Genomic DNA, 13,215 nt, shown 5'->3' with positions numbered 1-13,215 from the left:
ATGGAAAGTACAGTCGCACAGAAGCTTGATGCAATTTATAATCTTCAAAAAATAGATTCCCGTTTAGATGCCATTTTTAAAATCCGGGGAGCCCTTCCTGAAGAAGTTCAAGACTTAGAAGACGAAATCGCGGGTTACGAAACCAGGTTAGACAAATTTAACAACGATATCGTAGCCTTAGAAGACGAAATTAAGAAGCACAAAGAAGCTATCAAAGAGTCTGAAAAACTGATCAAAAAGTACCAGGAGCAGCAGATGAACGTCAGAAACAACCGCGAGTACGATGCCATCACCAAGGAACTGGAACTTCAGGACTTGGAAATCCAGGTTTCCAAGAAGAAGATCGGAGAAGCTGAAGCAAGGATAGAAGGGAAGAACAGTGATCTTAATGATCTTCAGGAAATTTTGAAAGATCGTAAAAAAGATCTAGACACAAAAAAGGAAGAGCTTGACACCATCATTTCTGAAAGCGAAACGGAGGAAAACAAGCTGAAATCAGAAAGAGAAAAAGCTACCAAAAAGATCGAAGACCGTATTCTAAAGTCTTATAAGAAGATCAGAGGAAACGCCAAAAACGGACTTGCGGTAGTAGAAGTAAAAAGAGGAGCTTGCGGCGGATGTTTTAACATTGTGCCACCTCAAAGACAAGCTGACATCAGGGAGAAGAAAAAAATCATTGTATGTGAGCATTGTGGAAGAATTTTAGCGGACGTTGCCGATGAAATCGAAGACGAAACACTTCCAAAGAAAAAAAGAAGCACCAGAAGCAAAAAATAAAACCAAAAAGGCTGTCATGATCCAAATGACAGCCTTTTTTTTGCTCTTACACCGGCAAAGCCACAGCTCATCACTATTTTTTTAAGGACACTCCCAAGGGATTAGTCTAAAATATTTTTTTACTAATTGAATCTCAAGCACTTGAAAACTCTTGATTATTTTTTTATATTTCTCAAATGAAGCATATTGTATTAGCCACGCTATTCACCCTAATAGTATCTGCGGGGTTTTGTAAGAAACCCGAAGAAAAGACCTTTTTGGTAATTTTCAGCAAAAAAGAGTTGAAGGAACTCAAATCTAGTACAGAGTACATAGAGTTGAATTTCTATGAGAAATTCGACACCAAAAGTTACACTGGTAACTCCGATGCGGTACTCTTTATAAAAGTCCCCGATTGCGAGTTTGACACTTGCCAGTTCGGACAGACTATGGTTCAAATCAACAAATCCACCTGGAAGCCTTTACAGGAAATTGCTTTTAGGATCATTGATCTGAACGAATCCAAGGAAAGCTACCAAGAACTGCTCTCCACTTTCTATGCTTCTTTGGATAAGAAAAAAGCCAAATCTATACAGTCAGTCCTTTAAGCTTCAAATACTTGACATTATTGTAACGGTCCATTCTGAATCGTCCGTCCGCCATCAATGTCAGCTCATAACACCCTAAATTATGGTGATCAAAAATATCCATAAACCTTAGGTCATAATCGAGCATTAAACTAAGCATGACCCTCATTGCGCGGCCGTGCATGCATATCAGTATGGTATCTCCTTCTTGGGAAAGCACATACTCCAGCCCTTTCTTCAATCTCGCAAAAACCTTATTAGGGGACTCTCCTCCTTCAATACTGAAATCCAATTGTCCTTCTGACCATTTCTGAAGCATTTTTTGATAATAATTATTTTCTTCCTTGGTCATCGGAATCCCTTCATATCTGCCCCAACTTATTTCATTGAATTCCTCCACAGCCTCGTGGACTGTTCCATTTTCCAAAAACTGCGCTATGGACTGTCGCGTACGCTGCAGGCCGGTATAATATATTCTATCGAATTGGATATGTTTATGGGCCTCGTAAAATGCTTCGGCTTGCTGTATGCCCGTCTGATTTATGGGAGCATCGATCCCGCTGCCTTGCACCACCCCTCTTAGGTTATAATCCGTCTGGCCATGTCTGACCAGGTAAATTTTTTTAGTACTCAAGATTCTTTATTTTTGTTAACAATTTTCAAAGAAAACGCTTTTATTCCAAAATACATGATATTTAACCAAAACCTAAACTTAGAATTGCTAAATGAGTTAGGTAAAGGCAATATGGCTGAGCATCTCGACATCCGCTTCACGGCCATAGGAGAAGACTTCCTGGAAGCGACCATGCCAGTAGATCACCGGACCAAGCAGCCCCATGGGCTTTTACATGGAGGTGCTAACATGGTTTTGGCAGAGACCTTAGGAAGTGTGGCCGCTACTGCTTGCGTGGACCCGGAGAAACAATACTGTGTTGGCCTGGAAATAAATGCCAACCACCTTAAATCAGCCCGCTCCGGCAAGGTCAGAGGGATAGCAAAGCCGCTTCATGTGGGAAAGAAAACCCATGTATGGGAAATAAAGGTTTTCAATGAAAACGAAGAGTTAACTTGTGTCAGCCGGATCACTATTGCTGTCCTGGATAAAAAATAGTAATGGATATATCAACCGCCTCGCTTTCCACCACCACATTAGAAGAATTTCTTGACAGAAAGCTTTTCGAAGCTCTCTGTGGTGGCCATCAAATTGCTGTTTGGAAATCTCCCAAAAACAATTCCATCCAATTGGTGCTGGACAAAACAGAAAAAATCAAAAAAGTAGCCCTGGAACTGGAAAGTTTGCCCCAGGGTTTTATTGCCCACACTTTTGCCCAAGAAGAGGACAACAAAGCCTATTTTCTTGAAGCGAGTGATTATTTCAAACTGGAGATGGATCTCCCTTCTCCTAAAGAAGAGCTAGACTTTAAAAGTCACAAGCTGGATGCTACTCAGACAAAACTGAAAATACGGGAGTTTTTGAGAGGCAACCTTGAAAACAAGCAGGAACACGAGGATATTCTTTCCACTCCTAAGGAGGCATTCATTGATCTGGTCAAACGAGGCATTGCAGCTATTAATCAAGGGGAAATGGCCAAAGTGGTCCCTGCCCGCTTGAAGAAGGTCGGCATAAAGGAGGGCTTTGACCTAACCCAAACCTTTCTGAACCTTTGTAAAAACTACCCTAATGCCTTTGTCAACTTCTTTCACATCCCGGGTGTGGGCACTTGGCTGGGCGCCACACCAGAGGTTCTGATCAAGACAGAAGGTAATTATTTCTATACAATGGCCTTAGCGGGCACTCAAAAAGCCCAAGGGGACAATCCCATTAAAAATGCAGCTTGGACCCAAAAAGAAATTGAGGAGCAGGCACTGGTATCCAGGTACATTGTCAACAATTTTAAAAAGATCCGGCTTAGGGAATATGAGGAGAATGGTCCCAAGACCGTGCTAGCGGGGAATCTGCTCCATTTGAGATCCGACTTCAGGGTGGATATGGAAGCCACCAACTTCCCGCAACTGGGGGCCGTAATGCTGAAACTTCTCCACCCCACCTCTGCGGTCTGCGGCACACCCAAAGAAAAAGCCATGGGCTTTATCCAAAACAACGAAACATTTGACCGGTCATTTTTCTCTGGATTTATAGGCCCGGTCAATATTGAAGAACAAACTTCAATTTATGTAAACCTTCGCACGGCACAATTCATAAACGATGAGGTGATTCTCTATGCCGGTGCAGGAGTAACCGAAGACTCCGACCCAGAAAAAGAATGGGAAGAGACTTCCTTAAAATGTGATATTATCGGAAAATTCATTCAATAAAGACACCTTGACCATCCAACCGATTATAGACCTGGTGGCCATCTGCGCCCGTAAAGGAATCAAAAACGTCATTTTATCCCCTGGCTCACGGTGCGCGCCCCTTACTTTGGCCTTTGCCAGGCACCCTGAATTCCACTGCAGAACGGTATCCGATGAACGATCAGCGGCATTCATTGCCATGGGCATGGCCCAACAGTTAAAAAAGCCCGTTATATTGGTCTGCACCAGTGGATCTGCTGCGCTGAATTATGCGCCAGCAGTAGCTGAAGCTTATTTCCAGCAGATCCCCTTAATCCTAATCACTGCAGACCGGCCACCTGAATGGATAGATCAATGGGATGGACAAACTATCCGACAGGAAAAGATTTACGGCCAGCACATCAAAAAAGACTTCCGTTTTCCAGATGACTTTTCCCACAAGGATAAGACCTGGCATGCCCACCGGATCTGCAATGAAGCCATCAATAGCTCAATGGCCTATCCATCAGGCCCAGTACACCTCAACATTCCGTTTCGGGAACCTTTTTACCCTGAAACAACGGATAAGTTCGATTATTCCCAACCGCTGCCCATTATTGACCAGCTGATAGGCTCCAGGACCTTAAGCATGGAGGATCAGGTCAAACTAAAAAACACGCTCGATCGCTTCAGTAAGATATTGATTGTACCCGGACAGCAGATTCCCTGTGAAAAAACACAACAACTGATCAAGGAACTTACTAAAAGCAAAAAGGCGGTTGTGGTGACTGATTCCATTTCAAACATGCAGTCAGAAAACACCGTCAATTTTCACGATCTCTTTCTGCCTCTTTGTGAACCGGCATCGCTTTCACCTGATTTGATCATCAGTTTTGGAAAATCGATCATATCTAAATCATTGAAACTGTTCCTTAGAAAATCAGGAGCAGAGCATTGGCATGTCCAACCTGATGGCTATACCCCGGACACCTACCAAAGCTTAAATAAGCAGGTGTACGCTTCCCCCATTTCCTTTCTGGAATTTCTGAACAAAACCCTTCAAGAAACCCCGGAACATTTCTTTAAAGCCTGGTATGAAGCCGACAAAAAACTGGAAAAGCAACTAACTCCGGCTTTGAAAGAGGCAGGTTTTGGGGAGTGGAAAGCCTTACAGCTGGTCCTGCAGCAGGTACCGGAAAAATCCAAACTCCATCTGGCCAATAGTATGGCCGTACGCTATGTCAACTTTCTGGGACCGAGAAAGCAGGAAATCATCTGCAACAGGGGAACAAGCGGTATTGATGGTTCCAACTCAACGGCAGTAGGCTGCACCTTTACCACCAAGGAATTTGTCACCCTCATCACCGGTGATATGGCGTTTTTCTACGACCGCAATGCTTTCTGGCATAATTACCCTTATAATAACCTAAGGATCATCCTGCTCAACAATCATGCAGGGGGTATTTTCAGGATCATTGATGGGCCCAGCAGGCAGCCTGAGCTGGAAGAGTTCTTCGAAACCAAGCAGTCCCTCACGGCCGAAAACCTAGCCAAAGACTTTAAGTTTGAGCATTTCAATGCAAAAAACGAGGAAGAGCTATCCGAAGCCCTTCAGGACTTCTACCTTCCTTCCATTCATCCTAAAATACTGGAAATCCATTCTGACAGTAAAAAAAACACGGAAATTCTCAAAGGTGTCAAAGAATACTTGAAGGCGGGATTTTAATCTGATATGGAATGGTTAGTTGGCTACTAGGTTATTAGGGAATAGGTACATCAGCTATGGTACCAGTAGCTTTTAATCAGAAAACTTTCTCTCGGAATACCCAGAGTCCCACAGAAAAGCGTTCTCTTCCGTGTAAAATTGTCTTACGCCAAGTAGATCTGTGTAATCCCTCTTTTAAAAAAAAGCCTGCACTAAAGATTAATTCTTTAATGCAGGCCTTGGAATAACTTATGGATTAGGGAATCCATTTGATGTCTTTGAAATTCGGCTTTCGCTTTTCAAGGAAAGCGTTTCGGCCTTCTTGCGCCTCTTCTGTCATATAGGTAAGCCGGGTAGCCTCTCCAGCAAACACCTGTTGCCCTACCATTCCATCATCGGTGAGGTTAAAAGCATATTTCAACATTTTGATGGAGGTAGGTGACTTTGCCAAAATCTCTTGCGCCCACTCATAAGCAGTAGCTTCGAGTTCATCATGTGGCACTACGGCATTGACCATCCCCATTTCATATGCCTCCTGGGCGGAATAGTTACGGCCTAGGAAAAATATCTCCCTGGCACGTTTTTGTCCCACCATCTTTGCCAAATAGGCAGAGCCATAACCACCGTCAAAACTGGTAACATCAGCATCAGTCTGCTTGAAAATGGCGTGTTCTTTACTGGCCAAGGTCAGATCACACACCACATGCAGGCTGTGCCCTCCTCCTACTGCCCATCCTGGAACAACGGCTATGACCACCTTCGGCATAAAACGAATCAACCGCTGAACCTCCAAAATATTCAAACGGTGCATTCCATCATCTCCTACATATCCTTGATGTCCTCTGGCTTTCTGGTCGCCTCCACTACAAAATGAATATACACCGTCTTTTGGAGAAGGTCCCTCGGCAGAAAGCAGCACAACACCAATGGAAGTATCCTCACGGGCATCTAAAAATGCCTCAAACAACTCACTGGTGGTTTGAGGGCGAAAAGCATTCCGCACTTCAGGCCTGTTAAAAGCAATACGGGCCACTCCATCACATTTCTTATACGTTATGTCCTTAAATTCTTTGACGACTTTCCATTCCATATTTCTAATAATTTGATGCTTTTATTGATTTACCCGCAAGATAACAGCCTTAAGCCTATAAAGCATGATTGAACCTGATTTTGTACGTATGGAGCAGCCGCTTTTCTCCCAATATAAAATCATTATTTTTGCTTAAAATATAGCATTGGCAGACATGGGGCTAATCATCATTGAAAACCATCAACTTACTTTTGAGCAGATTAAAGAAGGACACTGGCCTGCTTTTCCACCCTATTTCGAGGACTCCCTCTCATTCTGCAAAGATTGGTTAAACGACCGGCAAAACTTCCAACTCCAGACTTCCGGATCCACTGGAAAACCCAAAACCATCTCCGTTACCCGAAACCAAATGCTTCTCAGCGCAGGGGCAACGGGAAAGTTCTTTGGTATCCCGGCCAACGCATCCTTGTTTTGCTGCCTTAACACCGCCATGATTGCAGGAAAGATGATGCTTGTCAGGGCAATGGTTTGGGACAGCTGCCTATACCTGAAAGAACCCACCGGAAATCCCCTTTCCGACTTGGTGGTAGATCAACATTTTGATTTTGTAGCCATGGTACCCGCTCAGGTCGAAAATTCTTTACAGGACAGCCGGACAATCGAAAACCTCAATAAAATAGCCCACCTGATCATTGGCGGGGCCCCTATTTCCCCACAGCTGCAAATAAGCATCTCCCACTTATCCTGCAATGCCTATCAAACCTATGGGATGACCGAAACAGTTTCCCACATTGCACTGGCCAAGATCACCGGAGCGCCTCCACTGATTTACCAAAGTCTTCCTGGCGTGAAGATTGGCACCACTGCTGAAAAGAAATTGACCATAGAAGCCCCCATGGCCCTTGCTCCATTGATTACAAATGACATCGTAGAGCTTCTTTCAGAAAACCAGTTCATATGGAAAGGCAGAGCTGATTTTACCATTAACTCTGGAGGGCTTAAAATCCAACCCGAAATCCTAGAGACCAAAATCTCCCCTGTGATGGAAAAACAGTGGGGAGGAGTGAGGTATTTTATCTCCAGCCGTCCCAGTAAAAAGTGGGGGGAAGAAGTGGTTTTAATCATTGAAGCTGTCGGATCTCCACAACAAGAACAGCTCCTACAGGAAGAGATGGCCGAAATCCTGGGAAAATATGAAAGACCAAAAAAAGTTTATTTTTTAGAAAATTTCATAGAAACCCCTTCCGGCAAAATCAAACGAAGAGACAATACAACAATCGCCTTAGAAAAGTCCTGACAATGGTTAAATCCCCTTAAAAACCCGGAAGAGGCTGAACTGCCAAGGCGAATCACCTTTTAACTTTACGGAATAAATACCGTAAATTGAACTGAGTATTACGGATTTCTAACAGTTAAGGTATGGATGATTTAATGGCCGCCAGGTCACAAATGGCACTATCTCTTGGGTTCCACATCATATTTGCCTGCATCGGCATGATCATGCCTTTCCTGATGGCAATCTCCCATTACAAATACCTTAAATCGGGAAAAGAAAAATATAAAATCCTTACCAAGGCATGGAGCAAAGGGGTTGCCATATTCTTTGTGACCGGAGCGGTTTCGGGCACCATGCTGTCATTTGAACTGGGCTTGCTTTGGCCAGAATTCATGAAACATGCAGGCCCCATTTTCGGCATGCCCTTTTCCCTGGAAGGGACAGCATTTTTTATTGAAGCCATTGCACTGGGCTTTTTTCTTTATGGGTGGGAGAAATTCAACCCTTGGTTCCATTGGTTCACAGGGGTTGTGGTAGGCCTTAGCGGGCTGGCATCGGGCATACTGGTTGTGGCAGCAAATGCTTGGATGAACTCCCCTGCAGGTTTTGATTATGTAAACGGACAATACATCAATATCGACCCCATTGCTGCAATGTTTAATGATGCCTGGTTCTCCCAAGCCTTGCATATGATTTTAGCAGCCTTTGTTGCCACCGGTTTTGCGGTGGCGGGCATCCATGCCTGGATGCTGATCAAAGGAAAGAATACAGAAATTCACAAAAGCGCGCTGAAAATCGCCCTGACCATGGGAGCGGTAGCGGCTATTCTGCAGCCTTTAAGCGGTGACATCTCTGCCAAAGATGTCGCCAAAAGACAGCCTGCGAAGCTAGCGGCCATGGAGGCCCATTTCCACACCGAAAAAGGAGCCCCTTTGATTATTGGCGGCATTCCTGATGAAGAAAACCAAACCGTGGATTATGCCATCAGAATCCCAGGTGCTTTGAGCTTTTTGGCTCACGGTGATTTTAATGCAGAAGTTACCGGTCTTGACCAAATACCCAAAGAGGAACATCCACCTGTTATGGTTACTCATTTTGCTTTCCAGATAATGGTAGGCTGTGGCACCCTGTTGATGCTTATCGGCGCATCCTGGCTATTTGGTCTATGGCGATCCAAACCTTACATTTATTCCAGCAAGTACCTGGCCTTACTTGCCGCCATTACCCCTTTGGGCTTCATTGCTGTGGAAGCAGGATGGTTTGTCACAGAAGTAGGCCGTCAGCCATGGATCCTCTATGGCATCATGAAGACCAAAGATGCCGTGACCCCCATGCCTGGAATTGTATATTCCTTTATGCTTTACTCCGCCATTTACCTTTCTTTAACTGCCATTGTTTCCATTTTGTTAATCAGGCAAATCAAGAACCTTGAAAAGGACCAAGATCTTCTATTACCGTTAAACCAATAAGCTATGTTATACGTGGTCATTGCCTTTTTATACCTGTCCCTACTCTTTTACTTACTTTTTGGAGGAGCGGACTTTGGGGCCGGTATCATTGAGCTATTTGCCGGAGGATCTCAAAAAGAACGGACCCGCCTGCTTACTTATCAGGCCATAGGTCCTATTTGGGAAGCGAACCACATGTGGCTCATCATCGCCATCGTCATCCTCTTTGTGGGGTTTCCCGGAATATATGCCACCGCTTCTATTTACCTGCATATCCCGCTTTCTTTGTTGCTGATCGGGATTATCGCCAGAGGAACGGCCTTCATTTTCAGGCATTATGATGCGGTCAAGGACCACTTCCAAAAAATCTATAACCTGATCTTTGTTTATTCTTCCTTTATGACCCCCATGTTCTTGGGAATCCTTGCAGGAACGGTCATCTCGGGAAGGATTGATCTCAATGCTGAGGACTTTGTGGGTGCGTATATAACCCCTTGGCTGGGATGGTTTCCCCTCAGTGTTGGGGTATTCACCGTAGTAATCTGTGGTTTCTTGGCGGCTGTTTACCTCATTGGCGAGGCCAATACCAGGGAAGACAGGGATCTTTTCCGAAAAAAAGCCATCCGGATGAATATACTCACCGTGATAATGGGAGGAATTGTTTTCCTTGTTGGTGAAATTGAAGGAATTCCTCTTTTTAAAGAACTTTTTCTACATCCTTTTGGTCTTGCAGGCCTTATCGGTGCCACCCTATCTCTGCCGGTAACTTGGTACCTTCTCCATAAAAAGAAAAATTATTCACCAAGAATCCTCGTAGGGTTTCAAATCACCATGATTCTGATGACATTGCTCGGCAGTCATTACCCCAATTTTATCTTGGCAAAGGATGCCGTGTTTACTTTAGAGAATTCCGCAGCAGGGGAATCCACCCTTTTCAGCTTAGGAATGGCCCTACTTCTCGGAAGTCTGCTAATTTTACCGGCACTTTATTACCTGATTTATAGCTTCCAAAAGCGGCCTTTCGAAGTGCATTAAAGACCAAGGCACAGGGATGGCTACAGGGGAATTGGTTATTAAGTTATTTGGTAATCCGTTCAGCATTCTTAATTGCACAATTGATATTCGGTAGTAGACTTTCTACACCCCTCCCTTTACCCTGGATTATGAAACTAAAAAACACGGATATTTAAAGCATTATTTTACAGAAAAAACACATATCTCTACATAATACAGGTGTTTATACCTGATTTTTCAAACAAGCAATAATACGCTGTTCCCCAACCTGTTTTTTGATCAGTTTTGTATTGAACCTTAAGGGATCACACTAGTAGCTAGCCTTACATTTTCCGGAAATACCGCCCCAAAACGGGGAGGGAAAAGTACACTCATTTTTAATTTCAACGAAAAACCATTTTAGTCATGTCTGATCAAAATTCAAGAATGCTTCAAGCAATTTATGACACGCTTTTTAGTGCATATACCAATCCTCCTGAAGGAACCCAAGGCCCTTCTACAAGCCAAGCGGATCAAACTTATTTAAGTTTAAACTGGCCAGGACAACAAATAGACATTAGTCAGTTTGCCAATGCACAGGGGCCCAATAACCCTGACGGAAGCCCTGCTTCTACTGAAAACTTCTCCACACTGTCGGACAACCTCATGTCCCTCAATCCAATTTCCAGCCCCAATGGAAATACGTTGACAAAAGTGTATGAAAGCACTGTAAACGCTCAGGTAATTCCACCACCTGAAGATCCAAAAGCCAAGGATGCCTACGAAAAAGCCTTTAACTTCCTACATACAGATGGTACAACTTATAATGATGAAGGCAAGCCCGTCACGGTCAAGGTAGATTCTCCCGTTTACAGCAACTACAAAAGAAAGCTAAAAGCTTACAATGATGCTGTAGTATCATTGATGTCAAACTATTTTCAGTTTGACATGAAAAAACCAGCAGACCAGAGAAAGTTTGCCTTAATAGGCCCAACCTATCAGTCCAACGTCCAATCCGCTTACGAAGACCTGATCAACGCCCAGCAAACCAAAGTAGAAGATATGCTGGCCGTTTTGGCACAGTCTTCCAACAACCAAGTGGGGGTAGCTTTTAAGCAAGCTAGAGAAACCTTCCAGGCCTACAGAAGAGCAGGGATCGTTGACCCCAATAAAACCTGGTACCCTACTTATGCCATGCCGGCCAACTGGTTTGCACCAAATGCAGCAGAAGACTGGACGGAAGTAACCATCGATTCCAGTGAAATCCATACCTCCGAACACTCTGATTTCACCAAAATGAGCGCTGGAGGAAATGCAGGCTGGGGCCTTTGGAGTGTAGGAGGCAGCTTTGACAAGGAAGACAGTCACCACCAAATGTCCAGTGACACCCAAAACCTGAAAGTTACCTTTAAGTTCTGTAGAGTTACCATTGACAGGCCCTGGTATAACAATCTGCTTTACTCCATGAAAGGATGGAACCTTGGAGAGCAGTATGCTCCAGGAGGATTATCCAATGGTACCAAAAATCAGTCTTTAGAAACTCCTTTTCCTCTATTGCCCACAGGTTTTATCGCCGTAAGGGACCTAAAAATAAGTGCTGATTTTTCCCATGAGGACTCTTCATTGGTTGAAAGTAAGTTAAGCACTTCTGCCAGCTTTGGCTGGGGTCCATTTGCCATCAGCGGATCATACTCCCAAGGAAGTACTGACAAAAGTTTCAATTCCTCTTTTGACGGAAGCACCATTTCGAATCCGGGTCTTCAGATTATAGGATGGATAAACACATTGATTCCATTTGCTCCACCGCAAAAAGGATCGGCCGTTGCTGAAAAGAAATCCAGTACTGCAGCAATGGAAAAGTAACCCGTACTTTCCAAGAGGAATGTACAGATTGGTCCAACAATTATTTTTTAGTAGGCTAACATACGGTTCAGCTGAACCGTATGTTAGTTTTTTTTCTAATCTAAAACTGCTTAAAAATGGCCCTATTCGAAGATCCTGTGATACAAAAAAAACTGGAAAACCTGTTTGTCTCAGGATTTTCCCAAGGCTCCTTTGGTGGCGTAGAAGGTAAAAACATTCAGTTTCTATTCTCTTGGCCTCCTGAAACGCTGGACGATTCCCAGTATGCCAACCCATGGACAGCCAATCATCCAAACGGCTTGATGTCCTCTACGGAAAACATCTCCAGACTTGTCAACCCTATCCCACTGTTCAGCAAAAATTTCACTCCTAGTTCCAACTCCATAGAAGATGTTTATGGAGACCTCATACTCAGTGCCAGGCCGCTAGATTCATCACTGGAAATGGTCTCTGCCTCAGAAAGAAGAGTCAGCCCTTTTCACACCCTTCAAGAAAACGATAAGGAATTGGCAAAAAACAGTATTCAAAAAAAAATAAATGACAAAAAGGACTTACTACTTTCTCGGGAACGGGAATCCCTATTAGAGCTTGAGCGTAAACTCTCCCTTGACATGGCAGCTAAAATCATCAGCGGGAATCCTGCTTCTACAATTCCCGAAAGCATGAAAGCCTCATTAAGTGATATCCGAAAAAAACTTTCAGCCAGACATGAAAAGGCTGTATCGAGAACTTATACCGCACGGATAAGACAGCATCCAAAGATAAAAAATAAGTCAACGAACCTGTTTTTAGAAGAATCCAGCAATGGTGATACCGTTCCATTGATCGTCAAGGTGCTGCACAATGCCAATACGCTTTTCGGCACTACCTCAGTAAGCAGCGTCAATAACCCAAGTACGAGTTACCACCCTTCCTATTTGACCCCTTATAATTTTGCCGATAAGGATATGGTAAAAAATTGGCCTGTCATGGATACCGTGTTAAAAGACAGCCATCAAAACAATGTGAAAGTGAGTTTTTCCTATACCAGGGCCGACATAACAAGACCCTGGCTCTTAGGCTATTTATTGTCCATGAATGGCTGGGCCATCAACGGTCAGTCACCCGGATGGTTATCCAATGGCAACAAAGATCAGAACCCGGGCATTTTTCCACTTTTGCCCGTCTCCCTTTTACTGTGTAGAAACATGAAAATCATAGGATCTTCTACTTCCTATGTCGTAAATGGGCTTCAAGTTATCGCCAGATGCTGCCAACTCACGCCTAAAATGGCCCCTGACTAA

General features: G+C 43.9%; 12 protein-coding genes. 10 read left to right on the top strand and 2 right to left on the bottom strand.

The window, feature by feature from the left end; genetic code table 11:
* Together ACYVAA_RS03540 and ACYVAA_RS03535 are read left to right on the top strand one after the other, a co-directional pair.
* Positions 1 to 777 carry a zinc ribbon domain-containing protein gene (locus ACYVAA_RS03540; RefSeq protein WP_460538680.1) on the top strand — a complete coding sequence of 259 codons (777 nt, stop codon included), beginning with the start codon at positions 1 to 3 and terminating at the stop codon, positions 775 to 777.
* 176 nt (positions 778 to 953) lie between these two features.
* Complete coding sequence (locus tag ACYVAA_RS03535) at positions 954 to 1,364, top strand: hypothetical protein (protein ID WP_460538679.1); 411 nt, start codon at positions 954 to 956, stop codon at positions 1,362 to 1,364.
* On the opposite strand, the gene ACYVAA_RS03530 is transcribed toward ACYVAA_RS03535, so the two are convergent.
* Positions 1,345 to 1,977: a histidine phosphatase family protein gene (locus tag ACYVAA_RS03530; protein ID WP_460538678.1), complete on the bottom strand. Its 633-nt coding sequence runs from the start codon at positions 1,975 to 1,977 to the stop codon at positions 1,345 to 1,347. The genes ACYVAA_RS03535 and ACYVAA_RS03530 overlap by 20 nt on opposite strands.
* A gap of 54 nt (positions 1,978 to 2,031) precedes the next feature.
* On the opposite strand from ACYVAA_RS03530, the gene ACYVAA_RS03525 reads away from it, so the two are divergent.
* Genes ACYVAA_RS03525 through menD form a run of 3 tightly spaced genes read left to right on the top strand, consistent with a single transcriptional unit; the run spans position 2,032 to position 5,343 of the window.
* On the top strand, positions 2,032 to 2,454 hold the full coding sequence (locus ACYVAA_RS03525; RefSeq protein WP_460538677.1) for a hotdog family protein: 423 nt from the start codon (positions 2,032 to 2,034) through the stop codon (positions 2,452 to 2,454).
* A 2-nt stretch (positions 2,455 to 2,456) separates the two neighbouring features.
* Positions 2,457 to 3,659 (top strand): chorismate-binding protein, encoded by a 1,203-nt coding sequence (locus ACYVAA_RS03520; RefSeq protein ID WP_460538676.1) that lies wholly within the window; start codon positions 2,457 to 2,459, stop codon positions 3,657 to 3,659.
* Between the two features lie 7 nt (positions 3,660 to 3,666).
* On the top strand, positions 3,667 to 5,343 hold the full coding sequence (gene menD / locus ACYVAA_RS03515) for a 2-succinyl-5-enolpyruvyl-6-hydroxy-3-cyclohexene-1-carboxylic-acid synthase (RefSeq protein WP_460538700.1): 1,677 nt from the start codon (positions 3,667 to 3,669) through the stop codon (positions 5,341 to 5,343).
* Between the two features lie 235 nt (positions 5,344 to 5,578).
* Here the strand turns inward: menD and ACYVAA_RS03510 are convergent, their stop codons facing one another.
* Positions 5,579 to 6,412, bottom strand: coding sequence for a 1,4-dihydroxy-2-naphthoyl-CoA synthase (locus tag ACYVAA_RS03510; RefSeq protein ID WP_460538675.1), 834 nt, complete (start codon positions 6,410 to 6,412; stop codon positions 5,579 to 5,581).
* Positions 6,413 to 6,566: 154 nt separating this feature from the next.
* Here ACYVAA_RS03510 and ACYVAA_RS03505 point away from each other — a divergent pair, with 154 nt between their 5' ends.
* The 5 genes from ACYVAA_RS03505 (at position 6,567) to ACYVAA_RS03485 (ending at position 13,215) form a co-directional block, all read left to right on the top strand.
* A complete protein-coding gene (locus ACYVAA_RS03505; protein ID WP_460538674.1) occupies positions 6,567 to 7,649 on the top strand; it encodes an acyl-CoA synthetase family protein in 1,083 nt (360 codons plus the stop codon).
* A gap of 122 nt (positions 7,650 to 7,771) precedes the next feature.
* On the top strand, positions 7,772 to 9,097 hold the full coding sequence (locus tag ACYVAA_RS03500; protein ID WP_460538673.1) for a cytochrome ubiquinol oxidase subunit I: 1,326 nt from the start codon (positions 7,772 to 7,774) through the stop codon (positions 9,095 to 9,097).
* Between the two features lie 3 nt (positions 9,098 to 9,100).
* A complete protein-coding gene (locus ACYVAA_RS03495; protein WP_460538672.1) occupies positions 9,101 to 10,111 on the top strand; it encodes a cytochrome d ubiquinol oxidase subunit II in 1,011 nt (336 codons plus the stop codon).
* Between the two features lie 384 nt (positions 10,112 to 10,495).
* The gene (locus ACYVAA_RS03490) at positions 10,496 to 11,932 is read left to right on the top strand and encodes a hypothetical protein (RefSeq protein WP_460538671.1); all 1,437 of its coding nucleotides are present in this window, start codon (positions 10,496 to 10,498) and stop codon (positions 11,930 to 11,932) included.
* Between the two features lie 116 nt (positions 11,933 to 12,048).
* Positions 12,049 to 13,215 carry a hypothetical protein gene (locus ACYVAA_RS03485; protein ID WP_460538670.1) on the top strand — a complete coding sequence of 389 codons (1,167 nt, stop codon included), beginning with the start codon at positions 12,049 to 12,051 and terminating at the stop codon, positions 13,213 to 13,215.

This window comes from Echinicola sediminis (assembly GCF_054777495.1).
This window is presented reverse-complemented; position numbering and strand designations above follow the sequence as displayed.

What these genes read in the sequence shown, in the direction of transcription:
- ACYVAA_RS03540 (WP_460538680.1), top strand. Translation starts at nt 1, where the DNA reads ATGGAAAGTACAGTCGCACAGAAGCTTGATGCAATTTATAATCTTCAA.
- ACYVAA_RS03535 (WP_460538679.1), top strand. Translation starts at nt 954, where the DNA reads ATGAAGCATATTGTATTAGCCACGCTATTCACCCTAATAGTATCTGCG.
- ACYVAA_RS03525 (WP_460538677.1), top strand. Translation starts at nt 2,032, where the DNA reads ATGATATTTAACCAAAACCTAAACTTAGAATTGCTAAATGAGTTAGGT.
- ACYVAA_RS03520 (WP_460538676.1), top strand. Translation starts at nt 2,457, where the DNA reads ATGGATATATCAACCGCCTCGCTTTCCACCACCACATTAGAAGAATTT.
- ACYVAA_RS03510 (WP_460538675.1), bottom strand. Translation starts at nt 6,412, where the DNA reads ATGGAATGGAAAGTCGTCAAAGAATTTAAGGACATAACGTATAAGAAA.
- ACYVAA_RS03505 (WP_460538674.1), top strand. Translation starts at nt 6,567, where the DNA reads ATGGGGCTAATCATCATTGAAAACCATCAACTTACTTTTGAGCAGATT.
- ACYVAA_RS03500 (WP_460538673.1), top strand. Translation starts at nt 7,772, where the DNA reads ATGGATGATTTAATGGCCGCCAGGTCACAAATGGCACTATCTCTTGGG.
- ACYVAA_RS03495 (WP_460538672.1), top strand. Translation starts at nt 9,101, where the DNA reads ATGTTATACGTGGTCATTGCCTTTTTATACCTGTCCCTACTCTTTTAC.
- ACYVAA_RS03490 (WP_460538671.1), top strand. Translation starts at nt 10,496, where the DNA reads ATGTCTGATCAAAATTCAAGAATGCTTCAAGCAATTTATGACACGCTT.
- ACYVAA_RS03485 (WP_460538670.1), top strand. Translation starts at nt 12,049, where the DNA reads ATGGCCCTATTCGAAGATCCTGTGATACAAAAAAAACTGGAAAACCTG.